This window comes from Allobosea sp. P1_B10 (genome assembly GCF_056406735.1).
Map to the genome: position 1 here is coordinate 391,746 of NZ_JBFTZP010000003.1, position 23,424 is coordinate 415,169.

Below are 23,424 nucleotides of genomic sequence, written 5' to 3' on the forward strand. Positions count from 1 at the left end.
GGGCAGTCTTCAGATCGCCTCGGGCGCGATCCGCAGCCAGCCTGCCAGGGTCTCGCCGGGTTGAAGCCGCATGAGCGGCGCCACGGCCCGCGCGGCGGGCTCGCTGGGTGAACCGATCGCATGGCTCTGCGGCTCGACGCACAGAAAATCGGCGCCCGGCGGAGCCCAGACCACCGGACAGCGCAGGCTCTCGCTGGCTGTGAGCGTGATCGCGAGCCCGGTCGATGGCGTCTCGATCCGCGCCGTTCCATCCCAGCCCAGGAAGCTCCAGGCCGTCTCGAGCCCCGTCGAAAACACCGGGGCGCCGGCATAGGGGCCGCCATCCTCGATCTCCTTCGAGCCCGTGGCGCGGAAGGCGTCGCCGAAGATCAGCGTACCGGTCGCGGTCATACCGAGCCGCGTATCGGGCGCGCAGGCAAACCAGGGATGATGCCCGATGCCGAAAGGTAGTGCCGTGTCCGCCTCGTTCAGGATCGCGATCGCGATAGTCATACCGGCTTCGTCCAAGCGGAATTCCTGCCGCGCGCGGTAGCGATAGGGGTCTGGCCCGGCGCTGCGCCGGTGTTCGAGCACGGTATGGCCGTGGTCGGACTCGACGACATCCCAGGCCGCCTGCCAGCCGAAGCCATGGATATTGCCGCCGCCATACCGGTTGTTGTCGGGCACGCGGAAGCTGATCTCGCCATCGTCGACCAGCCCGTCGAAGGCGCGGTTGGCGAAGGGCAGCATCGCCCAGCTCCCGAACATGTTGGGCGTCTCGGTCGAGGGCACGGCGCCAGCGGGAGAATGCAGCAGCTTGTGGAGCCGCCCATCGGGCCCGCGCCAGTCCAGCGCCGCGACGATGCCGCCGGCGTCCGGGACAATGCGGGCGCTGAGCGGTCCAGCCGAAAGGTCAAGCATCGCGTCTCTCCCGTCTCATGAAATCAGCGGCCGGAGCATGGCCTGCATGGTCCGCATCCGCGGCAGGAAGCGCTCGGTCATATCGCCGGCAGAACTGCGTTGCACCTGCCCGGAGATGTTGAAGGCTGCGACGACCTCGCCACGCGCATTCAGCAGCGGCATGGCCAGCGAGACCAGGCCGAGCTCCAGCTCCTGGTCGACGACGCAGTGCCCGGCCTCGCGGACGCCTGCAAGCAGCGCCATCAGGTGCTCGGGGTCGGTGATCGTACGCGGCGTCAGCTGTTGCGGGCGGCCCGCCGCGATCAGGGCGCGGGCTTCCTCTTCTGGCCGCGCCGCCAGCAGTACGCGCCCCATCGATGAGCAGAAGGCTGGCAGCCGCGAGCCCACCGACAGCCCCACCGACATGATCCGGCGCTGGGCCGAGCGCGCGAAATAGACGATCTCGTGGCCGTCGAGCAGGCTTGCCGAGGAGGATTCATGGGTTTCCTCCGACAGCCGCTCCAGGAAGGGCTGGACCAGTTGCGGCAGGGCGGTCGAGGCGAGCCAGGCATAGCCAAGCCGCAATACCCGTGGTGTCAGCCGGAAGAATTTTCCGTCGAATGTCGCATGGCCCGTGCGCGTCAGGGTCAGCAGGCAGCGCCGGGCCGCGGCGCGCGAGAGGTCGGTGGCGCGCGCGACCTCCGCGATCGTCAGCCTGTCATGGGCCGCATCAAAGCACTCGATCACGGCCAGCCCTTTTTCGAGGGCGGCCATATGGTCGCGGTCGGAGGGTTCTGCCGTCATGCTTGACCGGGGCCGCCTCTGCGCCGTAAAGTTCGATAAATGACTATATGTGCGATTAACGCACAAATCGAGGAGGCGTCAAGGTGGCGGAATTCATGTCCCTCAGCGAGGGGGTCGAAGCCGTTCTGAGCGATGGCTGTTCGGTCGCCATGGAGGGTTTTACGCATTTGATCCCCCATGCCGCCGGCCACGAGGTCATCCGCCAGGCCCGCAGGCGCCTGACGCTGATCCGGATGACGCCGGACCTGGTCTATGACCAGTTGATCGGCATGGGCTGCGCTGAAAAGCTGGTCTTCTCCTGGGGCGGCAATCCCGGCGTCGGTTCGCTGCACCGGTTTCGCGATGCGGTCGAGAACGGCTGGCCGCACCGGCTGGAGATCGAGGAGCACAGCCACGCTGCCATGGCCAATGCCTATGAGGCGGGCGCAGCGAACCTGCCCTTCGCAGTGTTTCGCGGCTACAAGGGTGTCGACCTGCCCAAGGTCAATCCCAGGATAAAATCGGTGACCTGCCCCTACACCGGGGAGGTGCTGGCGACCGTTCCTGCGATCCGGCCCGATGCCGCGATCATCCATGCGCTCAAGGCCGATCGCGAGGGCAATGTCCTGCTCGAGGGCATTGTCGGCGTGCAGAAGGAAGCGGTGCTGGCGGCAAAGCGCTCGCTCGTCACTGTCGAGGAGATCGTCGAGGATTTCGGCCCGCGCAACGCCAATGCCGTGATCCTGCCGGCCTGGACCGTTACCGCGATCGCCCATGTGCCGGGCGGCGCCTATCCGTCCTACGCCCATGGCTACTACAAGCGCGCCAACGACTTCTACATCGCCTGGGATAAGATCGCCCGCGACCGCGACACGTTCCTGGCCTGGATCAAGACCAATGTGCTGGAACAGGGCCCCGATGCATTTGCCAGGCATGCTTACCCGGCGCGGCAGCTGGCGTGAGGTGATGGCGATGACCGCGACTCCCACAGAAATGATGACCATCGCCGCCGCGCGGCTCCTGACCAACGACGACGTCTGCTTCGTCGGCATCGGCGCGCCCTCGGCTGCGTGCAATCTCGCCCGGCTGACACATGCGCCGAAAATCACGCTGATCTACGAATCCGGCACGCTCTCGACCCGGCCGACCGTGCTGCCGCTCTCGATCGGAGATGGCGAACTCTGCGACACCGCCCTGACCACGGTCTCGGTGCCGGAAATGTTCCGCTACTGGCTGCAGGGCGGGCATATCACGCTGGGCTTCCTGGGCGGCGCCCAGATCGACCGCTTCGCCAATCTCAACACCACGGTCGTGGGCCCCTACGAGGCCCCGAAGGTGCGCCTGCCGGGCGGCGGCGGCGCGCCCGAGATCGCGATCCATTGCGGCCAGATCTTCATCACCATGGCGATGGGCTCGCGCGCCTTCGTCGAAAAACTGCCCTTCATCACCTCCTTCGGGCATGGCGCGGGCAAGGGCGATCGCGCGGCGCTCGGCCTCACGACCAGGGGCCCGACCAAGGTGATCACCGATCTCTGCGTGCTCGAGCCCGATCCGGAGACAGCGGAGCTGACCGTGGTCTCGCTGCATCCCGGCGCGACACGCGAGCAGGTTCAGGCCGGCTGCGGCTGGACCTTGCGCTTCGCCGCCGAGGTCACGCAGACGCCGCCCGCGACACCGCAGGAGCTGGGCGTCCTGCGCGATCTCCATACCCGCACCAGACAGGCCCATGGGGTGGCGGCATGAGCCTGATTTATCCGCGGGACAGCCTGGGTGCGCATCCGGCCAACGCCTCGTCGGCCTATGGCTCGACGCTGAAGCGCGCACCCTCGCAGCCGTTGATCCTGCTGCCGCACACACTGTCGGAAACGACCGGTCCCGTCTTCGGCCATGGCAGCATCGCTGCGGGCGATGCCGACCTGACCCGCCAGCACGAGGGCGAGCCGCTCGGCGAGCGCATCATCGTCACCGGCCGCGTGCTCGACGAGGATGGCCGGCCGGTGCCGCACACGCTGGTCGAGATCTGGCAGGCCAATGCGGGCGGTCGCTACGTCCATGTCCGCGACCAGCACCCGGCGCCGCTCGACCCGAATTTTACCGGCGCGGGCAGGGCGCTGACGGATGCCGACGGGCGCTATCGCTTCGTCACGATCAAGCCCGGCGCCTATCCCTGGCGCAACCATCATAATGCCTGGCGTCCGGCGCACATCCATTTCTCGCTGTTTGGGCCGAGCTTCCTGTCACGCGTGATCACACAGATGTATTTTCCGGGCGACCCACTGTTCAAATACGACCCGATCTTCCAGTCGGTGACCGATGAGCGCGCCCGCGAACGCCTCGTCTCCCGCTTCGACATCGACACCACCGAGCCCGAATGGGCGCTCGGCTACCAGTTCGACATTGTCCTGCGCGGCCGCGATGCAACGCCGCTGGAAGAGCCGCATGACCACTGACGCGAAGTCCGAGCCCACGCTTGGCATCACCCCCTCGCAGACCATCGGGCCGTTCTTCGCCTACGCGCTGACGCCGCGCGCCTATGGCGGCCCGGAACTGGCGACCGGCCAGATGGCGCCCGAGGGCGTGCCCGGCGAACGCATCCGCATCGAGGGAGCGGTCTATGACGGCGATGGCCTGGCTGTCTCCGACGCCATGATCGAGATCTGGCAGGCCGATCCGAAAGGCCGCTTCCACGCGCAGGGCAATGCCGGCTTCAGCGGTTTCGGCCGCATCGAGACGGGCGCCGAGGGCGGCTTCGTCATCGACACCGTGCGTCCCGGCCCCTTGCCGGGGCCGGATGGAGTTGAGCAGGCGCCGCATCTCACAGTGTCGGTGTTTGCGCGCGGCCTGCTGGTCCGACTGGCGACACGCATCTACTTCTCCGACGAGGCCGCCAACGCCGCCGATCCCGTACTGGCGCTGGTGCCGCCGGACCGCCGTGGCACCCTCATAGCCCAGCGCAGCGGCAACGGCGCGTTCCGGTTCGACATCCGGCTTCAGGGCGAAGGCGAGACGGTGTTTTTCGAGGCGTAACAGCGCCCGTCCCGTCATTGCGAGCGCAGCGAAGCAATCCAGGAATCGTAGAGCGAGCCGTTCTGGATTGCTTCGCTGCGCTCGCAATGACGGTCGGGGCTTGACCATATGCCACTCCGGCAGCGAAACCTCGCTGATCTCAAGACGAGCCGTCCGACCGGAGCCCGCAGCCCATGCCGACACCCCTGATCGCACTCGACTGGGGCACTACCCGCGCCCGCGCCTTCCTGATCTCCGAGACTGGGGAGGTGCTGGAGCGTCGCGTGGCCGACCAGGGCATCCAGTCGGTGCCGGCCGGCGGCTATCCTGCCGCCTTCGAGGCGCTTGCCGGCGACTTCCGTCGTGCACATCCCGATGCGCGGGTCGTGCTCGCCGGCATGGTCGGCAGCCGCAATGGCTGGATCGAGGCGGCCTATGTGCCATGCCCGGCCTCGCCCGAGGCCATCGCCGAAGCCGGAATGCGCGCGACCTTGTCGGACGGCACCGACGCCACCATCCTGCCCGGGCTGAGCTGCGATCTCGGCGCCTTCGACGTGATGCGCGGCGAGGAGACGCTGATCGTCGGCCTGGGCCTGAGCGATGGCCTGGCCTGCCTGCCCGGAACCCATTCGAAATGGGCCAAGGTCGAGGGCGGCAGGATCAGCGGTTTCGCCAGCTTCATGACCGGCGAGGTCTACGGGCTGCTGCGCGAGACCTCGATCCTGTCGCGCCTCGCCGAGCCCGCCGATGCCGAGGGCGAGGTCGATGGCACGGCGCGAGGCCTTGCGGCCGTGACGCGGCCGGGTGGCCTGCTCAATGCGGCCTTCGCCGCGCGCACCGAAATTCTGGCCGGGCGCATGCGAGGCGCCGCGGTTGGTCCCTATCTCTCGGCCTTGCTGGTCGGCAGCGAGATCGCCGGAGCCCGGGCGCTGTTTGGCGATTTCGGGACGGTGCATCTCGTCGCGGACGGCGTGATGGCCAAGAGCTACGGCGCGGCGCTGGCGGCGGCCGGGCTGGATGTGCGGCTCACCAGCCCCGAAGCCGCCTTCATCGCAGGCGTCAGCCGTCTTGCCGGCGGCCTGGCTGCATGATCGTCGTCTTTGGCTCGCTCAATATCGACCTCGTGACACAGGTCGAGCGCCTGCCGGGAGCCGGCGAGACGGTGATCGGCCCGGCCTACGCGCTCCACCCCGGCGGAAAGGGAGCCAACCAGGCCCTTGCCGCCCGTCGCGCTGGGTCAGACGTGACGCTCATCGGCGCGGTCGGCCGCGACGGCTTTGCCGCAATCGCGCTTGAACTGCTGGCGGCCGACGGCGTCGATCTCGAGCATGTGGAGCGTGTCGATGCGCCGACCGGGGCCGCCTTCATCGCGGTAGACGCTGAGGGCTCCAACCAGATCGTGGTCGCGTCGGGTGCAAACGCCTTCGCCCGCGCGGGCGCGATCGGCACGCTCGCCCTCGGCCGGCGCGACATCCTGCTGCTGCAGCGCGAGGTGCCCGAGTCGGAATGCCTCTCCGCAGCCAGGTTGATGAAGGCGGCCGGCGGACGCGTCATCCTCAACCTCGCCCCGGCCGGAGCGCCCGATCCCGAGCTGCTGGGCTGTCTCGACTTTCTCCTTGTCAACGAGCATGAGGCTGTGGCCTTCGCGGAGTCGCGGGGCTGGCCCGAGCGTGAGCCTGACGCGATCGCCCACCGCAGCGATGCCGAGCTCGGTCTCGCCTGCATCGTCACCCTGGGCGCGGAGGGGTGCGTCGCCTGGTATGGCGGGGTCCGCCGCAGGCTCGAGGCGCCCAAGGTCAAGGTGGTCGACACGGTTGCGGCAGGCGACAGCTTTGCCGGCGCTTTTGCGGCTGCACTCTCGGCCGGCTATGGCCTGTCGGGCGCCTTGCAGCGCGGGCTGGCGGCGGGGTCTCTGGCCTGCACGCAAGTCGGGGCGCAGCCCAGCGTGCCACGCCGCGAGGCGATCGAGGCGCTGATAGGCACGTCCTTTCTGTGACCGGCGCAACCGGCGGTTAAGCCTGTTTGCTTCGCGCTTGCCGCGTCATCCGCCAATGCGCGCAATCGAGATAGCGTTTTTCATGCTTCCGCAGGGAGTCTGGGCCATCGTCGGCGCCCAAGGTGCAGCGGGGACGGGTGGTCTATGGCGCAACGGCCGATCATATGGGCGCTCGGCGTGGCCGCCGCAGCCATCTATTTCGGATTGTCCTATAGCGAGAAACTCGCGCGCGCGACCGGGCAGGACGAGCCGTCGGGCCGTGTCGCCGCGGTGTCGCACGCGCCGGCCGCCAAACCGCCGGAGCGCCCGACGCTGACCGTCGCTGCGGATTATCGCGGCCACTACATGGTCCATCCCACGATCGACAATTACCGCATCAGGATGATGGTCGACACCGGCGCCACCATGGTCGCCCTGACCGCGCAGGATGCGGTCGCCCTGGGGCTCAATCTGCGCCCGAGCGACTACAAGATGGGGCTCAGCACCGCCAATGGCGTCGTGCGCGGCGCCCGCGTGATGTTGCGCGAGATCAGGCTCGGCGACATTCTCGTGCGCAATGTCGAGGCCGTGGTGCTGCCTGCAGGTGCGCTCTCGATGAGCCTGCTGGGCTCGTCCTTCCTGGGCAAGCTGCGCGGCTACGAGGTCCAGACCGGCCGGATGGTGCTGCGCGGTTAATTCCGTCCGGCGTGGTGCCCTATTTCGGGCACATCGCCACGCCCGCGCGCTCGATCTGTTCGATGCTGAGCTTGCCGCCGGCCTTGCCGGTGCGCGCGCGCATATAGAACGGGCCGCCACTGATCTTGAGGACCCCGGTCACGACGTAGCCGATGACGGGCTCGAAATCATAGGTCGCGGTCGCCATGATCACCGAGGTGTTGGGAACCCTGACGCTGGCAGGGAGCGTAATGGCGCCTGTCTTCAGGGCCGCGCTGTTGCGATGGGCGCTCCAGCATACCGTTGCGGCACCCTTGTCGTCGACGACGACGCTGGACACGACCATCCCGGCCTTCACGCTCGTATAGGGTATCATCACCGTGTCGGCGGCATCGAAGATGGCGTTCAACTCGGCGTCCGAGAGCGAGACGCTTCGCGTCTGCGCCGTCAGGTCTCCGACCGTGCGCGCCAGCGCGGTGAGCTTGCGCTCGACCATCACGCCCTGTCCGAGTTCGACGGTGCCGAAATAGATCAGCAGCATGATCGGCAGGACGAAGGCGAACTCGACGGCAGCGATGCCGCGGCGGTTTGCACCCAGCCCGCGCAGCAGGCGGCGCAGAGCCGCACGGTTGCGGCGCATGGAGAAGAATCGGGTCATGCGGTGCAACCTCATGTTCCGAAGGGCTCTGTGCGGAACGTCGTGGACGCAACGATCGCGCGTTTGCCGGCGCCAATATTGGCCAGGGCCGAACTCCACTGCGTGAAGAACAGCGAGTATTCGAGCACCGCCCGGACGACCACGATCTGTTCCGCCGCCGGGGCATTGAATCCGAAACCGTTGGTGTCCAGACCGCCGCCCTTGATCGGGCTGGCGCCGTCCGTGCCGGTCTTGGCCGCGGCGAAGCTGCCATAGCTGCGCACGTCGATCTTGAGTTTAGCGCAATCCACCAGCACCGATGCGTTCTGGCAGACCTTCTGCCGGAACGCCTCGGTATTGGCGGCCTTGCCTGCCGCATTGTTCGCGCCGGTATACTCGGTCTGCGACTTGCCGGTCAGGAGGCTGCGTGCAGTGACGGACACGGATTCCTCGAGGACCTGGCTCGTCCAGAGCATCATGGAGGTTTCGACAATGGCCGCGATCAGCATGAAGAACGGCATCGCCACGAAACCGAACTCGACGGCAGTTGCGCCGCTTTGCGACCGTCGAAAGCGGCGGAACAACGTCGGCTTGGCCTGGGATCGGCCCACCATCTCGGTCGGCGCTGTCTCGACCGGCTTTGCGCTGGGTTCGCCTGTCATGCTGTCATTCGTCCGCCTGGCGTGCCACAGGCTGCGTCGGATTGCCGACGGCGCAATCGCCGCGGTGACCATGACGCAGCCACGAGACCAGTCGGCCTCGACCGTTCAATTCTTACGGGAAAAGAATTTCCGATCTCTTATAGGCACATGCGTGCCACCGAACGTACCGTTAGCAGGTCGTTCACCTTGCCTGGCGTTGCGTCGCCTCGGCCTCAGGGGCGGCCGCCGCTGCCGGAGGCCATCTGGTTGTGGACGTTCACCTGCTCGTTGGCGTCGTTGAAGTAACGCGTGGCGTCGCCGAGCTGGACCGAGGGCTGGCAGGTGGGTGTGCAGGAATAGCTTTCGCGGTCGAGCCCGCGCTGCACGGTCAGCACGGAATCGGAAGCCGCGCTCACGCGCACGAGCGATTCCGCCAGAAGGCCGCCGCCTGCGTCGAGTGCGATCAGGTTCGTGACGCCAAAGCTCTTGCCGGTGACGATCATCACCCCGTTCTTCTGGACCGCGACGTCGGCGATACCCGGATTGCCGACGATCACGGTCTTCGCCTTCTCGGGCAGCCTGACCACCTTGGCGTGGTCGACCATGACGATGACGGTGTCGGCGGGGTTCGTGGGCGGGGCTGCCATGGCCGCGAGCGGCAGCGCAATCAGGCCGCACAGCAGGGCCACGACGGCTGGAGCCGTCGCAATCGAAGAGGCCTTGCGGTGCCGGATCGGGCGCTCGGAAGTGAACATGGCTGCGGCCTCAAGATTTCCAACGCCCACAGCAAAGCGCAAAATGATGAATCAATCCCTAATTGGCTGCGCCGAAGGGCTTTTTGCGACATTCCTAAGGCATTTTGAGCAGGGATGTGCGTACAACTGCCTACGGTAGATCGCGATTCCAATCGTAATTTAATAGAATAAACGCTTTCTAAAGGATGGTATTTCTCATAGATATTTCGATATCCCAAGATAATATCTAGGTATATGCATTATTCGACTGGATAAATACAGCGTTAACCATCGTTTCGATGTCCGTAAAATCAATCGAATTCTTCATTCGGTTTAACTGATCGGCAAGGGGTGCGGGGTAATGTCCATTTGTCGCTGACCGAAGCCGCCTAGAGCAACGGCAGCAGTCAAACCGTGGTGCAAAAGGAGTTCCAACATGACCAATCTTTTCGCTCGCTTCGTCAAGGATGAGTCCGGCGCAACCGCCATCGAGTACGGCCTGATCGCCGCCCTCATCTCGGTCGTCTGCATCGGCGCCTTCACGACCATCGGCTCCAACCTGAACACCCAGTTCGGCAAAGTCTCGGACGCGCTTAAGTGATCTTAAGGCCGGCTTAGGCCTGGCCAGGTCATCACTATCAGGGGCGCTCCGGATCGCATCGGGAGCGCCCTCGATCGTTTTAAGATGTTGTTCCCGGGACGATGCGGGAACTGTCGAGATGCCCAAGAGGAAGATGAACATGACACCGGCATTGCTGACTGTGCTCGTCGTCTTCCCGGCTGCCATGGCCTATGCCGCCTGCAGTGACCTCTTCTCGATGACGATCTCCAACCGGGTCTGCCTGGTTCTCGTCGCCGCGTTCGCCTTCTATGCTGCCTGGCTCGGCCTGCCCTGGAGCACGATCGGCTGGCATGTCGCGGCCGGCGCACTCGTTCTCGTGGTGTGTTTCAGCTTCTTCGCAGCCGGCTGGATCGGCGGTGGCGACGCCAAGCTCGCCGCGGCCACGGCACTCTGGTTTGGTTTCGAGCCCCTGGTGGCCTATCTCGGACTGGCCGGCTTTGCAGGCGGCTTGCTGACGCTGGCCCTGCTCAAGCTTCGCGCCTGGCCGCTGCCTGGCGTCGCCTCGCGCTGGTCCTGGGCAATCCGGCTGCATTCGCCGACCGAGGGCGTGCCCTACGGTATCGCGCTTGCCTTCTCGGCCTTGTTTATTCTTCCCGAGACAGCGATTTGGCGCTTCGCAATCGGTGCCTGAACGCTGAGTTCAGCCGCTACCGCACCGGAAGATCAAAAAAGATACCTCCGGTTAACCATAAGTTGACGATTCCAGTCGCACGATCCCAGTCGAAAGCCATCCCGGTTTGGCTGAGGGTCAGTCGCAATGAGTCCAGCCCGTATCATCATCCTCCTGGTCGCGCTTGCAGCCGGTGTAGGCGCGGCGCTGCTGATGCAGCGTCCCAAGGCCCCTGCGCCTGTCGCCGAGGTCCATGCGCCGACGGTGCCGGTGCTTGTGGCCGCGGCCGATATTCCCGTCGGCAACACCCTGGCCGCTACCGACATGCGCTGGATCGACTGGCCTCTGGCCAGCGTGCCAGCCGGCGTGGTTCGCAAGGACGAGGCTCCCGAGGCTGAAACCGAGCTCGCCGGGCAGGTCGCACGCTATGCGCTGCTCGGCTCCGAGCCGATCCGGCGCGAGAAGCTGATCAAGACCGATGGCACGGGCTTCCTCTCGGCTGTGCTCCCCTCGGGCATGCGCGCCGTCGCGATCACCACGGACGGCCGCGGCGCCAACACGGCCGGCGGCTTCATCCTCCCCAACGACCGCGTCGATGTCGTCGCCACGCTCAAGGGCGAGCCGGTCAACGGCAAGGGCGAACTCTTTCTCAGCGAGACCATCCTGCGCAATCTGCGCGTCCTGGCGATCGGCCAGAACATCCAGGAGCGCAATGGCGAGAAGGTCGTCATCGGCGAGACCGCGACGCTGGAAGTCGATCCCGGCCAGGTCGAGACGCTGATCCAGGCCCAGCGGGCGGGATCGCTCTCACTCGCCCTGCGCAGCCTCAAGGACGCCAACGAGGCGGTCTCGGCCGCCACGGCTCCGGAAAGCGCCCTGACCCTCGTCAAATACGGCATCACCATGAAGAGCGTGAAATAATGACCGTGGAACGCATCCTTCTGTCGGCCGCGCTGGCGCTCGCTCTGACCGGCCCTGTCCGGGCCCAGAATTCTGATCCCTCGGCGCTGAACGTCAGCACCAGCGAGCATTCGGCCTCGCGCCGGCTGGACCTGGCGATAGGGCGCTCGGTCGTGCTGGAATTGCCGCGTGACGCCAAGGAGGTCTTCGTCGCCAATCCTAGGATCGCCAACGCCGTCGTCCGCTCGGCGCGCAAGCTCTTCATCATCGGTATCGCCGATGGCTCCACCACGATGTTCGCAACCGATGCCGAGGGCCGCCAGATCGCGGCGCTCGAGGTCATCGTCGGGAGAGACCTCAACGTGCTGCGCCAGACGCTGCGCGTCGCGCTGCCCAGCGCCCAGATCGACGTCAAGCCGGCGGGTACCTCGGTCCTGCTGATCGGCAGCGTCGCCAATGCGGGCGAGGCGACCCAGGCCGTCGACATCGCCAACGCCTTCGTCGGAACCAGCGGCGGCTTCTTCTCCTCGGCCAAGGGCTCGGTGATCAATTCGCTCACGATCCGCGGGCGCGACCAGGTCATGGTCAAGGTCGTGATCTCGGAAGTCTCGCGCAAGGCGATCAAGCAGCTCGGTATCAACTCGACCGGCGAGTGGAAGCTCGGCAACTTCTCGATCACGCCCACGCTCGACAATCCGATGCCGCTGCAGCCGCAGGCGCTGTCGGCGACGGCGATCCGGGCCGGCATCGGCAATTCCAACAACTTCACCCTGCGCGCCCTCGAGCGTGCCGGTCTCTCTCGCGTGTTGGCCGAGCCGACAGTGACGGCGATTTCCGGCGAGAGCGCCAAGTTCACGGCTGGTGGCGAGGTCCCGGTCCCGAAGGGGCAGAGCTGCACCTACGACATCCTCAATCGGCGGACGTGCACGTTCCAGATCGAATACAAGCCGATCGGCGTCGCGGTGAACTTCACGCCGATCGTGCTCTCCGACAACAAGATCAGCATGCGCATTGCGAGCGAGGTCACCGAGCTCGATTTCGAGAACCAGATCCGTCTCAGCGGCCAGGAGCAGGAGGGCCTCAATGCACCCGCCTTCCGCGTCCGCAAATCCGACACCACCGTCGAGCTGCCCTCGGGCGGCACGCTCGCCACGGCCGGCCTGATCCAGCGCGTCTCCAAGCAGTCGATCAACGGCTTCCCGGGGCTGATGAACGTGCCTGTCATCGGCATGCTGTTCCGCTCGCGCGACTATCAGCGCGAGGAGACCGAGCTGATGATCACCGCGACCCCCTACATCGTGAAGCCGATGGAGCCCAACCAGGTCCAGCGTCCCGATGACGGCTTCGTCGAGGCCCACGACGCGCAGGCTGTCCTGCTCGGGCGCCTGAACAAGATCTACGGGACCAGCGGCGGTCCGATTCCGCAGGCATACAAGGGCCGCGTCGGCTTTATCGCGGATTGATGATGCGGTTGCACGAGAGAGGGATCGCAGAGACCATGACGGCTCGATCGGACAAGACGACCCTGGGCAGAGCCGGCGGCCTCGCGGCCGTGCTCGCAGCCACGCTGCTGCTGGGGGCCTGCGCCAAGCGCGGCGAGACGACGGGCTCGCTCGCGCCCACCGACATTCGCGAGCGCCATCCGATCGTGCTGCGCGATGCGCCCCGTTCGCTCGATGTCTTCATCGGGCGCGCAGGGGGCCGGCTCGATCCACGCCAGGCAGAGGATGTCGCGAATTTCGCGCGCGATTACGCCAGCTCGGGCCGGGGCGGTCTCGTTGCCGAGGTTCCCACCGGCACGCGGCGCGATCTCGCCGCCCATGACACGCTCAACGCCATTCGTGCCGTTCTCGCTCGCTCGGGCGTCTCGCCGTCGGTACGGACCTATCCGGTCAACGATCCCAGTCTCGCCTCGCCGATCCGCCTGACCTTCGCCTCGCTCCAGGCCAGCCTGCCGCATTCCTGTGGGCAGTGGATCGACGACGCAGGCGTCTCGGACATCGGCAAGAGCGCCTCGAATACCTCGCAGTGGAACTTCGGCTGCGCCAGCCAGGCGACACTCGCAGCCCAGGTCGCCGATCCCATCGATCTCGTGCGCTCGCGCAGCGAGGGCCGACCCGACTTCACCAAGCGCATGGGCGCGATCACGAAACTGCGCCAGGGCCAGGATCCCTCGACGCAGTACCGCCAGGAAACGCCGCAGATCAATTCCACCGTGGGTGGCCGCTGATGGACATCGATCAGGATTTCCAGCCGCATCTCGACGGTCCCGCCAGCGAGATCGTCATCTCGCCGCTGCCGCGCATCACCATGCAGGCCTTCTGCGAGACGCCCGGCGTCGCCGCGACCATGCAGGCCGTCATTGCCGATCGCCGCATGGACAAGGCCCATGCCCGCATCCAGATGGGCGGCGCTGCGGCGGCGGTCGAGGCTTTCCGCTCGGCGCCGACGCCCAACATCATCGTGCTCGAGACGGTGTCGGATCCCTCCGTGCTGGTCGGCCATCTCGAGACCCTGTCGGAGAGCTGCGACGCCGGCACCAAGGTGGTGGTGATCGGCCACGTCAACGACGTCCAGCTCTACCGGGACCTGATCCGGCGCGGCGTCAGCGAATACCTCATCGCCCCGCTGGGCACCCTCGACGTGCTGCGCACGCTCTCTGAGCTCTACGCGTCGCCCGGAGCGGCCAATCTCGGCCGGGTCATCGCGGTGATGGGCGCCAAGGGCGGCGTCGGTGCCTCGACGGTCTCGCATAACGTCGCCTGGGCGATCGCGCGCAATCTCGACGCCTCGACGGTGATCGTCGACCTGGATATCGCCTTCGGCACCGCCGGCCTCGACTTCAACCAGGATCCGCCGCAGGGCGTCGCCGAGGCGGTCTTCGCGCCCGAGCGCCTCGACGCCAACATGCTGGACCGCCTGCTCTCGCGCTGCAGCGACAATCTCGCATTGCTCGCCGCGCCGGCCATGCTCGACCGGACGCTCGATCTGCCCGACGACGCCTTCGACCAGTTGCTCGACCTGCTGCGCGCCAGCGTGCCCTGCGTCGTGCTCGACGTGCCCCATGTCTGGAGCGGCTGGGTCAAGCGCGCCCTGATCTCCTCCGACGAGATCGTCGTGGTGGCCGGGCCGGAGCTGGCCTCGCTGCGCAACGCCAAGAACATCATCGACCTCGCCCGTGCGAGCCGGCCAAATGATTCCGGGGCCCGGCTGGTCCTGAACCAGGTCGGGATGCCCAAGCGGCCGGAGATAGGCGCACCCGAGTTCTCCAAGGCGCTCAATGTCGAGGTGCTGGCTTCGATTCCCTTCGATGCGCAACTCTTCGGCACGGCCGCCAACAACGGCCAGATGATTGCGGAGGTCCAGCCGTCCGGCAAGGTCAGCGAGGCGTTCGTCGCCATCGCCAGCATGCTGACAGGGCGTGGCGAGGCCAAGCGCGGCAAGCGCAGCCTGTTCGAGCCGCTGGTCTCCAAGCTGCGTCGCAGGGCCTGACGATGCGCGACAGCCACGCTCGCACCAGCGCTTATCCGGGTGATGTGCAGCGCGCGGCTGCGTCTCTCGGCGCGAAAGAGGGTTGATATGTTTGGAAAGCGATCCGCAGGAGCCGCGACGCCTCCGGCCCTGAACGTCAGGTCCTCAGCGCCCATGGCCGCACCGGCCCCGAAGGCGCCGTCCGCTTCCACGGTGGATCCGCGCCGCACGCAGGTGTCGGCACCGGCAGCCGTCGAGCCGACGCGGTCCGACGAATACTACCAGATGAAGAGCATGATCTTCGGGGCGCTGATCGAGGCGATCGACCTCTCCCAGCTCGCGAAGCTCGACGGTGAATCCGCGCGCGAGGAAATCCGCGACATCATCAACGAGATCATCGCGCTCAAGAACGTGGTGCTCTCGATCGCCGAGCAGGAGGAACTGCTCGACGATATCTGCAACGACGTGCTCGGCTACGGGCCGCTCGAGCCGTTGCTGGCGCGCGACGATATCGCCGACATCATGGTCAATGGCGCGACCCGCACCTTCATCGAAGTCGGCGGCAAGATCACGCTGACCAATGTCCGCTTCCGCGACAATGCCCAGCTGATGAACATCTGCCAGCGCATCGTCAGCCAGGTCGGCCGCCGCGTCGACGAGAGCTCGCCGATCTGCGACGCCCGCCTCGCCGACGGTTCGCGCGTCAACGTCATCGCGCCGCCACTTTCGATCGACGGTCCGACCCTCACCATCCGTAAGTTCAAGAAGGACAAGCTGACGCTCGACCAGCTTGTCCGCTTCGGCGCGATCTCGCAGCCCGGCGCCGAAATTCTGCAGATCATCGGACGCGTCCGCTGCAATATCGTGATTTCCGGCGGTACCGGCTCCGGCAAGACCACGCTGCTCAACTGCCTGACGAACTATATCGACGAGGACGAGCGGGTGATCACCTGCGAGGACGCCGCCGAGCTGCAGCTGCAGCAGCCCCATGTCGTGCGCCTCGAAACGCGCCCGCCCAATATCGAGGGCACCGGCGCCATCACCATGCGCGACCTAGTCAAGAACTGCCTGCGCATGCGTCCCGAACGCATCATCGTCGGCGAGGTGCGCGGACCCGAAGCCTTCGACCTGCTCCAGGCCATGAATACCGGCCATGACGGCTCCATGGGCACGCTGCACGCCAACACCCCGCGCGAATGCCTCAGCCGTATCGAATCGATGATCACCATGGGCGGCTTCTCGCTGCCCTCGAAGACGCTGCGGGAGATGATCTGCTCGTCCATCGACGTCATCATCCAAGCCCAGCGCCTGCGCGACGGCTCGCGCCGCATCACCCACATCACCGAGGTAATGGGCATGGAAGGCGAGGTCATCATCACACAGGACCTGATGACCTACGAGATTCTGGGCGAGGATGCTGCCGGCAAGCTGATCGGCCGCCATCGCACGACCGGTATCGGGCGCCCGCGCTTCTGGGACCGGGCCCGCTATTTCGGCGAGGAGCAACGGCTGGCCGCCGCGCTCGATGCGCTGGAGCAGCAGGGCGAAGGCATCGCGGCCTGATGAGGCGCGCCAAGCGGAGGCACAGACCATGGACCTGAGCGTCATCGCGGTCATCGTGCTCGCGGTCCTCGCCGTGGGCGGCGTCGCCTATGCGCTGTTCTACCCGATGCTCAGCGGCCAGGCCCGCGCCGAGAAGCGCCGCAAGGAATTCACCGGTCCCGTCGCACGCGGCGTCGACCGCGAGGCCGTGGCACGGGCCAAGCGCGGCCAGATCGTCCAGAGCCTCAAGGAAATCGAGGCCCGCGAGAATGCGCGCCACAAGATCTCGCTCGACCAGCGCATCGCGCAGGCCGGCCTGACCTGGTCCAAGCAGAAATACTACGTCGTCAGCGTCGTCATGGCGGTTGTCACCGGCCTCGTGCTGCTGATCCTGACGGGGAACACGATGCTGGCTGCGGCCGGCCTCTTCATCGGCGGCTTCGGATTGCCCGCCTGGTTCCTGAAGCGCTGCAAGGCGAGCCGGCTCAAGAAATTCGGTAATGCCTTTCCCGTGGCCATCGATGTCATCGTGCGCGGCATCAAGGCCGGACTGCCGCTGAACGACTGTATCCGCATCGTCGCCAACGAGGCCGAGGAGCCCGTGAGGAGCGAGTTCCGGCTGATCATCGAGAGCCAGACACTCGGCCTGCCGCTGACCGAGGCCGCGCAGAAGCTCTACGAGCGCATGCCCTGCGCCGAGTCGAACTTCTTCGGCATCGTGCTGGCGATCCAGCAAAAGACCGGCGGCAATCTCTCGGAGACGCTGGGCAACCTCTCCAAGGTCATCCGCGAGCGTCGCAAGATGCGCGACAAGATCCAGGCCGTCTCGATGGAGGCCAAGGCCTCTGCCGGCATCATCGGGGCCCTGCCGCCCGTGGTCGCGATCATGGTCTACCTGACCAGCCCGAAATACATCGAACTGCTTTGGCTGACCTCGGCTGGCAAGGTCGCCCTCGTCATCTGCGCCTTCTGGATGCTGACCGGCGTCATGGTGATGCGCAAGATGATCAACTTCAACATCTGAGGCGAAACCGATGATCGTGATGCTCGCGGACAAGCTCGCCGACGGACAGTTCCTGCTATCGGTGCTCGTCGCAGTGGCCGCCGCCGCGACCGTGCTGACCCTGGCGATCCCGCTGACGGAGGGCAATGCCCTCCAGAAGCGCATGAAGAGCGTCGCCGTCGAGCGCGAGAAGATCAGGGCGCGCGAGCGCGACCGCCTCAACCGGCCCAAGGACAAGGTCTCGCTGCGCCAGGAGCCCAAGGAGTTCATGCGCCGGATCGTCGACCAGCTGAAGCTGGGCGACTGGCTGGGCACCGAAAGCGCCAAGAAGCAGCTGGTGATGGCGGGCTATCGCGGTCCGCAGGCCGAGATCAGCTTCCTGTTCTTCCGCTTGGTGGTGCCGATCGGGCTGTTCCTGTTCACGCTGTTCTACATCTTCTTCATCAATGATTTCGGGCAGCCGCTCTCGATCAAGCTCGGCGCCGCGGTGGCCGGCGCCTATATCGGCATCAAGGCGCCCGAGATTTTCCTCTCGAACCAGACCACCAAGCGCCAGCTCTCGATGCGCGCAGCGTTCCCCGATGCCCTCGATCTCCTGTTGATCTGCGTGGAATCGGGCATGTCGATGGAGCATGGCTTCCGAAAGGTCTCGACGGAGATCTCGACCCAGTCGGTGCCGCTGGCCGAGGAGTTCGCGCTCTGCACGGCGGAGCTGTCCTATCTCGCCGAGCGCCGGCAGGCCTATGAGAACCTCGCCCAGCGCACGGGGCTGGAGGGCGTTAAGGCGGTCTCGACCGCGCTGATCCAGGCCGAGCGCTACGGCACGCCGCTGGGCACTGCGCTGCGCGTGCTGGCCCAGGAAAGCCGCGACCAGCGCATGATGGAAGCCGAGAAGAAGGCCGCCGCCCTGCCGCCGAAGCTGACGGTGCCGATGATCCTGTTCTTCCTGCCTGTGCTCTTCGTCGTGATCATGACGCCGGCCCTGATCAAGACGTTCAAGTGGCAGTAAAGCGATAGAGCGCTGGCGGATCTCATCGAAGATGAGACTGTCTCACTGACGGTGAGACTGGTGTGGAAGCCAGCTTCCCGGCAAGTGCCTGGTCCGTTGATGCCATTCGGTACCCTCGGCAGCTTGTTACGGCCGGCAGTTGCTCGCCGCCGCAACCGGTTATCGGACACCCTGCTTGGAGTACGACTTCGGAAGCGCACCTGAATGTTGGCGGACGTGCCTGTAGGCTTCTCGCTTCGAAGTCCTTCGCGATGCGAAAGAGCAGTCATGGCCATTGTTCACGGGACAAATCGCGCCGACAATCTGCCGGGAACGGGTGATGATGATCTGATCTATGGGCACCGGGGCAACGACACGCTTACAGGCGACGCCGGCAATGACAGCCTCTTCGGCGACGCCGGAAACGACTTGCTGGACGGCGGCGAAGGCAGCGATACCCTTTGGGGTGGCACTGGGAATGATACCCTCATCGGCGGCGTGGGGGATGACCCGAGTCCCAAGTAGCTCGCCTCTCCAGGGATATCGGCTCAGCCGAGGGCCGAGGTGAGGTTCGTCGCTCACGGCTCATCGTCTGCCGCGAGCGGCCGCGCTGCTTGCGAAAAATTAGCGCGCAGCAAGCCGCGCGAGACGGAACGCTCTGCGTCGGCAAGCAAGGGACGCCGGTCCAGCAACACAGCGCGCAAAGCCGCACGCTCGCTGCCTCGTTCAGCCGCGGGGGGCGGGGGCGGCGCTTGCCGTTGTCTCGGGCCTTTGCGCCGCTGCAGGCTTTGCCTTGCCCTTGAGCATCTCCCAGCTGTTCTGCTGGCTGACGCTGCGCTTCAGATAGGCGATCGTCGCCGCGGCTTCCGCCATGCTCTGGTCCTGCCGCGCAAGCGTCTCCGCCTCGCTGAAGCGTCCCTGCAGGCCCAGCACGAGCACGAGGTTCTGGCGCACGCGGATATCGCTGCGGCTCGAGGCTGCGGCTTCGGTCAGGACGCGCTCGGCCTCCGGGAGGCGCTTGGCGAGCGCCAGCGACAGGCCGAGATTGGACATCACGGTGGGCTCGCCGGGGGCAATCTTGAGTGCGGTCTGGTAGAGCTGCTGGGCGCGCGCGTGGTCGCCGAGCTGGTCTGCCACCGTGCCCTGCGCCGACAGGATGCGCCAATCCGGCCGCTCCGGCGAATGCGCCCGCGAGAGCACGTCGTCGGCCTCCCTCAGCCGGCCGTTGTCGGCGAGCGCGCGGCCATAGGCGCCGAGCAGTTCGAGATCGTTGGTGTGAACCAGCACCGCGCTCTGCAGCACAGCCAGCGCCTGCGCATGCTGGTCCAGCGCGCGCAGGGCGCGCGCGTGCTGGAAGGCTGCCTCGCGGTCCTTGGGGTTGGCGTCGTAGCGCTTGCTCCAGCGTTCCGATTCGGCCCGCCAGTCGGTCTGGCTGCGCGGCTGCGCCTCGCTGCGGCCGATGGATCCGGTGACGTCGCCGAGGCCGCGGCTCTGGCAGCCGGCCATGGCCAGCGCGGCCATGCCGATGGCGGCGAGCAGAGCAGGGCGGGTGAAGGCGCGCGCGGCGGCGGGGCTAGCGGATAGGCGGGTAAGCATGGGCTGGAGCGCCTCGCGACGTAGGAAGATCTGGTCCCTTCGGTGATAAAACGTTAACCCTAATGCATTCTTAACCGCCGCCGGCGCGATGCGCCTGAGCCGCCTCGTCGGGAACCTCGCTGGCGCGTGGCAGGCGGTTTCGTGGTAAGCAGCGGGCGCTCCTGACCGAACTCGATGGATTTCCCTGCCGTGCATAGCCTCCTGACCGCTGCTTCGCCCGCCGCCGTTCCGGTCCATGTCGTTTCGAAGACGGGCTGGGCTGACCTCCAGCCGACGCTGGCGCCCGCAGCGTTGCGCTTCGCCCTGGCGCAAGGGTTTGTCGCGCGGCCGGGCCAGCATCTCGTGCTGCCCGACGCAACGGGGGCGCTGGCCGCCGTCCTGCTCGGGGTCGATGTACCCGGCGCGCGCCAGCGCGATGCCTTTGCGCCCGGGCGGCTCGCGGCCCTGCTTCCGGCGGGCGATTATGTCCTGTCCGGCGAGATCGACGATCCCGCGCTGGCGGCGCTGGGCTGGCTGCTGCAGGGCTATCGCTTCGACCGCTACCGCAAGCCGGCTGCCGTGCTGGCCCGGCTCGTCGTGCCCGCCGGGGTCGATGGCGAGGAACTCGGCGTGATCGCAGACTCGGTCGCCCTTGCACGCGACCTCGTCAATACGCCCGCCAATGATCTCGGTCCCTCCGAGATAGAGGCGACAATCCGCGACCTCGCAACAGCCTGCAACGCAACCGTCGCCAGCGTCGTCGGCGAGGATCTGCTGGCCCGCAATTTCCCGATGATCCACGCGGTTGGTCGCGCCTCGCCGCGCCAGCCCCGCCTGGTCGACCTGGTCTGGGGCGACCCCGACCACCCCAAGGTTACCCTCGTCGGCAAGGGCGTCGCCTTCGACACCGGCGGGCTCGATCTCAAACCGTCGGCCGCGATGCTGCTGATGAAGAAGGACATGGGCGGCGCGGCGGCGGCCATCGCGGCTGCCCGGATGATCATGCTGGCAAAGCTGCCGGTCCGGCTGCGGCTGCTCGTGCCGGCCGTCGAGAACGCGGTCTCGGGTTCGGCGTTCCGCCCCGGCGACGTGCTCGCCAGCCGCAAGGGCCTCAGCGTCGAGATCGGCAACACCGATGCCGAGGGCAGGCTGATCCTGGCCGATGCGCTGGCGCTCGCCGACGAGGAGGCGCCCGAACTGCTGATCGACTACGCCACCCTGACCGGTGCCGCCCGGGTCGCGCTCGGGCCCGATCTGCCGCCCGTCTACAGCCATGATGACGAACTGGCGCAGGAGATCGCGCGGCTGGGCCTTGCCGTGCACGATCCGGTCTGGCGGATGCCGCTCTGGGCGCCTTATGACCGGATGCTCGAGTCTAAGATCGCCGACGTCAACCACGTCTCCAGCGGGGGCATGGCGGGCTCGGTGACGGCCGCGCTGTTCCTGAACCGTTTTGTCGAGAAGACCTCCTCCTATGCCCATTTCGACATTTATGGCTGGACCCCTTCCGCCCGGCCGGGCCGCCCCGAGGGCGGCGAATGCCAGGCCGCGCGCCTGACCTACGCGCTGGTCAAGCAGCGCTACGGCACCGCATGAGGCCTCGTCTGCCCCGCTTCGGTTAAGCCTGATTCGCATCCGCGATTGCGCGGATGTGCGGGCCGCATAATGATACGGTTCCGTAACGATCTGGACCGCGCACGCAGATGCCCCTGGAGATCAAGCCCTCGCAGGCGCTGAGACTGTGGCGGCAGGTGCATCTCGACCTCGTCCGGGATGGCCAGGCCGATCTGTCCGCGCGCCAGACGGCGATCCTGCTGACGATCTATCTGGAATTGCCGCCCCACACGGTGCGCGGGCTGGCGCAGCAGCTCGGCGTCACAAAGCCGGTGATCACGCGGGCGCTCGACACCATGGGCAAGCTCGGGTTGGTCAGTCGCCGGCGCGACGAGTTCGACAGGCGCAATGTCGTGATCCAGCGCACGGTCGCCGGTGCGTTGGCGGTCGAGAGGCTTGCCGATCTCGTCACCGAGAGGGCGCGCGAGATGGGTGGCTCCTAGCAGGCAGGTTACCCGCCGGGCCGGCGATGACGGATTTGGCCCGCCCGGCGATTCAGCTTGGTGGCAACATGGGCTAGGGTGCCGGTATGGACCCGATTCTCGACCGCCGCATAACGCCGTTCCGGCCCGATCTCGCCGCCCGCCATCTTGTCGGGCAGGTCGAGGCGCGCGCCTTCGCCGATCCCGAGCCGATGCGCGTGATCGCTCCGGTCGTGCCGGTGCGGCGCGAGCCGCGCCCCGACGCCAGCCTCGATACCGAGGCGCTCGCGGGCGAGGCGGTCCAGCGCTACGAGAGCTTCGAAGGCTGGGCCTGGGTCCAGCTCGCCGGCGATGGCTATGTCGGCTATGTCCCCGACACCGCGCTACGTGCCGACAGCCCCGCGCCGACGCATCGTGTCTCGGCCCTGCGGACCTTCGTCTATCCCGGCCCCTCGATCAAACTGCCGACCGTCGATGTGCTGTCGATGGGCGCGAGTGTCGCGATCACGGGGGAAAAGGGCGAATTCCTGATCACGGCCGACCAGGGCTACATCTGGGCTGGCCATCTCTGCGCGCTCGATGCCCGCGCGCCCGATTTCGTCGCGGTGGCCGAGCGCTTCCTGCATGTGCCCTATCTCTGGGGCGGCAAGACCAGCCTGGGTCTCGACTGCTCCGGCCTGACGCAGCTCGCCCTGGCCGCGGCAGGTATCGCCTCGCCACGCGATTCAGATATGCTGGAGGCCTCGGTCGGCACCAGGCTGCCCGTCGACGAGAGCCTCTCGGGCCTTGAACGCGGCGATCTCGTGTTCTGGAAGGGCCATGTCGGGATCATGACCGATGCCGACATGCTGCTGCATGCGACGGCCTACAGCATGACCGTGATGAGCGAGCCCTTGCGCACCGCGCGCGATCGCATTCGCGACAAGAGCTTCGGCGCGATCACCAGTATCAAGCGACTGGGGAGACAGACATGGCCACGGTGAACATCACACTTCCCGACCAGATGAAGGCCTGGGTCGAGACGCAGGGCGAGAGCGGTCGCTTCAGCGATGCCAGCGACTATGTCCGCGATCTCATACGCCGCGATCAGGAGCGGCAGGGCAGGCTCGCCGAATTTCAGCGCCGGACCGACGAGCGCCCCGTGACCCGCGTCAATTCGCGCAGCCTCGACGAGGCCTGGGTGCGGGCGTTGCACAAGGCGCGACCGGCCGGCGTGGGGGTACGGTAGTCCGGTTACTGACCCGATCGATCCTGCCCGTCATTGCGAGGAGCGAAGCGACGAAGCAATCCGGCAGGACGTAGCGCTCTGCCGCCCCGGGATTGCTTCGCTGCGCTCGCGATGACGAG

Annotated in this window: 27 protein-coding genes; 21 read left to right on the forward strand and 6 right to left on the reverse strand. The window is 66.6% G+C overall.

The window, feature by feature from the left end:
- Positions 1-9: 9 nt before the first annotated feature.
- Together AC1D2L_RS09220 and AC1D2L_RS09225 are read right to left on the reverse strand one after the other, a co-directional pair.
- Complete coding sequence (locus AC1D2L_RS09220; RefSeq protein ID WP_476845559.1) at positions 10-900, reverse strand: aldose epimerase family protein; 891 nt, start codon at positions 898-900, stop codon at positions 10-12.
- Positions 901-915: 15 nt separating this feature from the next.
- Positions 916-1,683 carry an IclR family transcriptional regulator domain-containing protein gene (locus AC1D2L_RS09225; protein ID WP_476845560.1) on the reverse strand — a complete coding sequence of 256 codons (768 nt, stop codon included), beginning with the start codon at positions 1,681-1,683 and terminating at the stop codon, positions 916-918.
- Between the two features lie 83 nt (positions 1,684-1,766).
- Between AC1D2L_RS09225 and AC1D2L_RS09230 the strand changes: the two genes are divergently transcribed.
- The 7 genes from AC1D2L_RS09230 (at position 1,767) to AC1D2L_RS09260 (ending at position 7,339) form a co-directional block, all read left to right on the forward strand.
- The gene (locus tag AC1D2L_RS09230) at positions 1,767-2,624 is read left to right on the forward strand and encodes a CoA transferase subunit A (RefSeq protein WP_476845561.1); all 858 of its coding nucleotides are present in this window, start codon (positions 1,767-1,769) and stop codon (positions 2,622-2,624) included.
- Positions 2,625-2,628: 4 nt separating this feature from the next.
- Positions 2,629-3,405 (forward strand): CoA-transferase subunit beta, encoded by a 777-nt coding sequence (locus AC1D2L_RS09235; protein ID WP_476845562.1) that lies wholly within the window; start codon positions 2,629-2,631, stop codon positions 3,403-3,405.
- Entirely contained in the window at positions 3,402-4,112 is a 711-nt protein-coding gene (pcaH, locus tag AC1D2L_RS09240) for a protocatechuate 3,4-dioxygenase subunit beta (protein ID WP_476845563.1), read from the forward strand. Before AC1D2L_RS09235 ends, pcaH begins: the two co-directional genes overlap by 4 nt.
- Complete coding sequence (pcaG, locus tag AC1D2L_RS09245; RefSeq protein ID WP_476845564.1) at positions 4,102-4,689, forward strand: protocatechuate 3,4-dioxygenase subunit alpha; 588 nt, start codon at positions 4,102-4,104, stop codon at positions 4,687-4,689. The genes pcaH and pcaG overlap by 11 nt, the downstream gene beginning before the upstream one ends.
- 173 nt (positions 4,690-4,862) lie before the next feature.
- Positions 4,863-5,759 (forward strand): 2-dehydro-3-deoxygalactonokinase, encoded by an 897-nt coding sequence (locus AC1D2L_RS09250; protein WP_476845565.1) that lies wholly within the window; start codon positions 4,863-4,865, stop codon positions 5,757-5,759.
- Positions 5,756-6,664, forward strand: coding sequence for a ribokinase (locus AC1D2L_RS09255; protein WP_476845566.1), 909 nt, complete (start codon positions 5,756-5,758; stop codon positions 6,662-6,664). The genes AC1D2L_RS09250 and AC1D2L_RS09255 overlap by 4 nt, the downstream gene beginning before the upstream one ends.
- A 144-nt stretch (positions 6,665-6,808) precedes the next feature.
- Positions 6,809-7,339, forward strand: a complete 531-nt coding sequence (locus AC1D2L_RS09260; protein WP_476845567.1) for a retropepsin-like aspartic protease family protein — start codon at positions 6,809-6,811, stop codon at positions 7,337-7,339.
- A 19-nt stretch (positions 7,340-7,358) separates the two neighbouring features.
- Here the strand turns inward: AC1D2L_RS09260 and AC1D2L_RS09265 are convergent, their stop codons facing one another.
- The 3 genes from AC1D2L_RS09265 to AC1D2L_RS09275 form a co-directional block, all read right to left on the reverse strand.
- Positions 7,359-7,976, reverse strand: coding sequence for a TadE/TadG family type IV pilus assembly protein (locus AC1D2L_RS09265; RefSeq protein ID WP_476845568.1), 618 nt, complete (start codon positions 7,974-7,976; stop codon positions 7,359-7,361).
- Positions 7,977-7,987: 11 nt separating this feature from the next.
- Positions 7,988-8,617, reverse strand: coding sequence for a TadE/TadG family type IV pilus assembly protein (locus AC1D2L_RS09270; protein WP_476845569.1), 630 nt, complete (start codon positions 8,615-8,617; stop codon positions 7,988-7,990).
- Between the two features lie 212 nt (positions 8,618-8,829).
- Positions 8,830-9,351, reverse strand: a complete 522-nt coding sequence (locus AC1D2L_RS09275; protein WP_476845570.1) for a pilus assembly protein N-terminal domain-containing protein — start codon at positions 9,349-9,351, stop codon at positions 8,830-8,832.
- Between the two features lie 415 nt (positions 9,352-9,766).
- Here AC1D2L_RS09275 and AC1D2L_RS09280 point away from each other — a divergent pair, with 415 nt between their 5' ends.
- From AC1D2L_RS09280 to AC1D2L_RS09325, 10 genes are all read left to right on the forward strand, one after another.
- A complete protein-coding gene (locus tag AC1D2L_RS09280; protein ID WP_476845571.1) occupies positions 9,767-9,931 on the forward strand; it encodes a Flp family type IVb pilin in 165 nt (54 codons plus the stop codon).
- Between the two features lie 139 nt (positions 9,932-10,070).
- Positions 10,071-10,583 carry an A24 family peptidase gene (locus AC1D2L_RS09285; RefSeq protein WP_476845572.1) on the forward strand — a complete coding sequence of 171 codons (513 nt, stop codon included), beginning with the start codon at positions 10,071-10,073 and terminating at the stop codon, positions 10,581-10,583.
- A 126-nt stretch (positions 10,584-10,709) separates the two neighbouring features.
- Entirely contained in the window at positions 10,710-11,483 is a 774-nt protein-coding gene (gene cpaB, locus AC1D2L_RS09290; RefSeq protein WP_476845573.1) for a Flp pilus assembly protein CpaB, read from the forward strand.
- The gene (locus tag AC1D2L_RS09295) at positions 11,483-12,925 is read left to right on the forward strand and encodes a type II and III secretion system protein family protein (protein ID WP_476845574.1); all 1,443 of its coding nucleotides are present in this window, start codon (positions 11,483-11,485) and stop codon (positions 12,923-12,925) included. The genes cpaB and AC1D2L_RS09295 overlap by 1 nt, the downstream gene beginning before the upstream one ends.
- Positions 12,926-12,960: 35 nt before the next feature.
- Complete coding sequence (locus AC1D2L_RS09300) at positions 12,961-13,692, forward strand: CpaD family pilus assembly protein (RefSeq protein ID WP_476845575.1); 732 nt, start codon at positions 12,961-12,963, stop codon at positions 13,690-13,692.
- Positions 13,692-14,954 (forward strand): CpaE/TadZ family protein, encoded by a 1,263-nt coding sequence (locus AC1D2L_RS09305; RefSeq protein WP_476845576.1) that lies wholly within the window; start codon positions 13,692-13,694, stop codon positions 14,952-14,954. The genes AC1D2L_RS09300 and AC1D2L_RS09305 overlap by 1 nt, the downstream gene beginning before the upstream one ends.
- Positions 14,955-15,041: 87 nt before the next feature.
- On the forward strand, positions 15,042-16,496 hold the full coding sequence (locus AC1D2L_RS09310; protein WP_476845577.1) for a CpaF family protein: 1,455 nt from the start codon (positions 15,042-15,044) through the stop codon (positions 16,494-16,496).
- A gap of 28 nt (positions 16,497-16,524) precedes the next feature.
- The gene (locus tag AC1D2L_RS09315) at positions 16,525-17,499 is read left to right on the forward strand and encodes a type II secretion system F family protein (protein WP_476845578.1); all 975 of its coding nucleotides are present in this window, start codon (positions 16,525-16,527) and stop codon (positions 17,497-17,499) included.
- A 10-nt stretch (positions 17,500-17,509) separates the two neighbouring features.
- Entirely contained in the window at positions 17,510-18,487 is a 978-nt protein-coding gene (locus AC1D2L_RS09320; RefSeq protein ID WP_476845579.1) for a type II secretion system F family protein, read from the forward strand.
- 267 nt (positions 18,488-18,754) lie between these two features.
- Positions 18,755-18,991 carry a calcium-binding protein gene (locus AC1D2L_RS09325; RefSeq protein ID WP_476845580.1) on the forward strand — a complete coding sequence of 79 codons (237 nt, stop codon included), beginning with the start codon at positions 18,755-18,757 and terminating at the stop codon, positions 18,989-18,991.
- A gap of 201 nt (positions 18,992-19,192) precedes the next feature.
- On the opposite strand, the gene AC1D2L_RS09330 is transcribed toward AC1D2L_RS09325, so the two are convergent.
- Positions 19,193-20,062 (reverse strand): tetratricopeptide repeat protein, encoded by an 870-nt coding sequence (locus AC1D2L_RS09330; protein WP_476845581.1) that lies wholly within the window; start codon positions 20,060-20,062, stop codon positions 19,193-19,195.
- A 174-nt stretch (positions 20,063-20,236) separates the two neighbouring features.
- Here AC1D2L_RS09330 and AC1D2L_RS09335 point away from each other — a divergent pair, with 174 nt between their 5' ends.
- The 4 genes from AC1D2L_RS09335 to AC1D2L_RS09350 all read left to right on the forward strand — a co-directional run bounded on the left by AC1D2L_RS09335 (position 20,237) and on the right by AC1D2L_RS09350 (position 23,305).
- Positions 20,237-21,637: a leucyl aminopeptidase family protein gene (locus AC1D2L_RS09335; RefSeq protein WP_476845582.1), complete on the forward strand. Its 1,401-nt coding sequence runs from the start codon at positions 20,237-20,239 to the stop codon at positions 21,635-21,637.
- A 107-nt stretch (positions 21,638-21,744) separates the two neighbouring features.
- Positions 21,745-22,098, forward strand: a complete 354-nt coding sequence (locus AC1D2L_RS09340) for a MarR family transcriptional regulator (RefSeq protein WP_476845583.1) — start codon at positions 21,745-21,747, stop codon at positions 22,096-22,098.
- An 86-nt stretch (positions 22,099-22,184) separates the two neighbouring features.
- Positions 22,185-23,060, forward strand: coding sequence for a C40 family peptidase (locus AC1D2L_RS09345; RefSeq protein WP_476845584.1), 876 nt, complete (start codon positions 22,185-22,187; stop codon positions 23,058-23,060).
- Positions 23,048-23,305, forward strand: coding sequence for a type II toxin-antitoxin system ParD family antitoxin (locus AC1D2L_RS09350; RefSeq protein WP_476845585.1), 258 nt, complete (start codon positions 23,048-23,050; stop codon positions 23,303-23,305). Before AC1D2L_RS09345 ends, AC1D2L_RS09350 begins: the two co-directional genes overlap by 13 nt.
- The last annotated feature ends 119 nt before the right edge of the window (positions 23,306-23,424 follow it).

Excerpts from the sequence above, each read along its gene's own strand:
- AC1D2L_RS09220 (WP_476845559.1), bottom strand. The coding sequence starts at position 900 with ATGCTTGACCTTTCGGCTGGACCGCTCAGCGCCCGCATTGTCCCGGAC.
- AC1D2L_RS09225 (WP_476845560.1), bottom strand. The coding sequence starts at position 1,683 with ATGACGGCAGAACCCTCCGACCGCGACCATATGGCCGCCCTCGAAAAA.
- AC1D2L_RS09235 (WP_476845562.1), top strand. The coding sequence starts at position 2,629 with ATGGCGATGACCGCGACTCCCACAGAAATGATGACCATCGCCGCCGCG.
- pcaH (WP_476845563.1), top strand. The coding sequence starts at position 3,402 with ATGAGCCTGATTTATCCGCGGGACAGCCTGGGTGCGCATCCGGCCAAC.
- pcaG (WP_476845564.1), top strand. The coding sequence starts at position 4,102 with ATGACCACTGACGCGAAGTCCGAGCCCACGCTTGGCATCACCCCCTCG.
- AC1D2L_RS09250 (WP_476845565.1), top strand. The coding sequence starts at position 4,863 with ATGCCGACACCCCTGATCGCACTCGACTGGGGCACTACCCGCGCCCGC.
- AC1D2L_RS09255 (WP_476845566.1), top strand. The coding sequence starts at position 5,756 with ATGATCGTCGTCTTTGGCTCGCTCAATATCGACCTCGTGACACAGGTC.
- AC1D2L_RS09260 (WP_476845567.1), top strand. The coding sequence starts at position 6,809 with ATGGCGCAACGGCCGATCATATGGGCGCTCGGCGTGGCCGCCGCAGCC.
- AC1D2L_RS09265 (WP_476845568.1), bottom strand. The coding sequence starts at position 7,976 with ATGACCCGATTCTTCTCCATGCGCCGCAACCGTGCGGCTCTGCGCCGC.
- AC1D2L_RS09270 (WP_476845569.1), bottom strand. The coding sequence starts at position 8,617 with ATGACAGGCGAACCCAGCGCAAAGCCGGTCGAGACAGCGCCGACCGAG.
- AC1D2L_RS09275 (WP_476845570.1), bottom strand. The coding sequence starts at position 9,351 with ATGTTCACTTCCGAGCGCCCGATCCGGCACCGCAAGGCCTCTTCGATT.
- AC1D2L_RS09280 (WP_476845571.1), top strand. The coding sequence starts at position 9,767 with ATGACCAATCTTTTCGCTCGCTTCGTCAAGGATGAGTCCGGCGCAACC.
- AC1D2L_RS09285 (WP_476845572.1), top strand. The coding sequence starts at position 10,071 with ATGACACCGGCATTGCTGACTGTGCTCGTCGTCTTCCCGGCTGCCATG.
- cpaB (WP_476845573.1), top strand. The coding sequence starts at position 10,710 with ATGAGTCCAGCCCGTATCATCATCCTCCTGGTCGCGCTTGCAGCCGGT.
- AC1D2L_RS09295 (WP_476845574.1), top strand. The coding sequence starts at position 11,483 with ATGACCGTGGAACGCATCCTTCTGTCGGCCGCGCTGGCGCTCGCTCTG.
- AC1D2L_RS09300 (WP_476845575.1), top strand. The coding sequence starts at position 12,961 with ATGACGGCTCGATCGGACAAGACGACCCTGGGCAGAGCCGGCGGCCTC.
- AC1D2L_RS09305 (WP_476845576.1), top strand. The coding sequence starts at position 13,692 with ATGGACATCGATCAGGATTTCCAGCCGCATCTCGACGGTCCCGCCAGC.
- AC1D2L_RS09310 (WP_476845577.1), top strand. The coding sequence starts at position 15,042 with ATGTTTGGAAAGCGATCCGCAGGAGCCGCGACGCCTCCGGCCCTGAAC.
- AC1D2L_RS09315 (WP_476845578.1), top strand. The coding sequence starts at position 16,525 with ATGGACCTGAGCGTCATCGCGGTCATCGTGCTCGCGGTCCTCGCCGTG.
- AC1D2L_RS09320 (WP_476845579.1), top strand. The coding sequence starts at position 17,510 with ATGATCGTGATGCTCGCGGACAAGCTCGCCGACGGACAGTTCCTGCTA.
- AC1D2L_RS09325 (WP_476845580.1), top strand. The coding sequence starts at position 18,755 with ATGGCCATTGTTCACGGGACAAATCGCGCCGACAATCTGCCGGGAACG.
- AC1D2L_RS09330 (WP_476845581.1), bottom strand. The coding sequence starts at position 20,062 with ATGCTTACCCGCCTATCCGCTAGCCCCGCCGCCGCGCGCGCCTTCACC.
- AC1D2L_RS09335 (WP_476845582.1), top strand. The coding sequence starts at position 20,237 with ATGGATTTCCCTGCCGTGCATAGCCTCCTGACCGCTGCTTCGCCCGCC.
- AC1D2L_RS09340 (WP_476845583.1), top strand. The coding sequence starts at position 21,745 with ATGCCCCTGGAGATCAAGCCCTCGCAGGCGCTGAGACTGTGGCGGCAG.
- AC1D2L_RS09345 (WP_476845584.1), top strand. The coding sequence starts at position 22,185 with ATGGACCCGATTCTCGACCGCCGCATAACGCCGTTCCGGCCCGATCTC.
- AC1D2L_RS09350 (WP_476845585.1), top strand. The coding sequence starts at position 23,048 with ATGGCCACGGTGAACATCACACTTCCCGACCAGATGAAGGCCTGGGTC.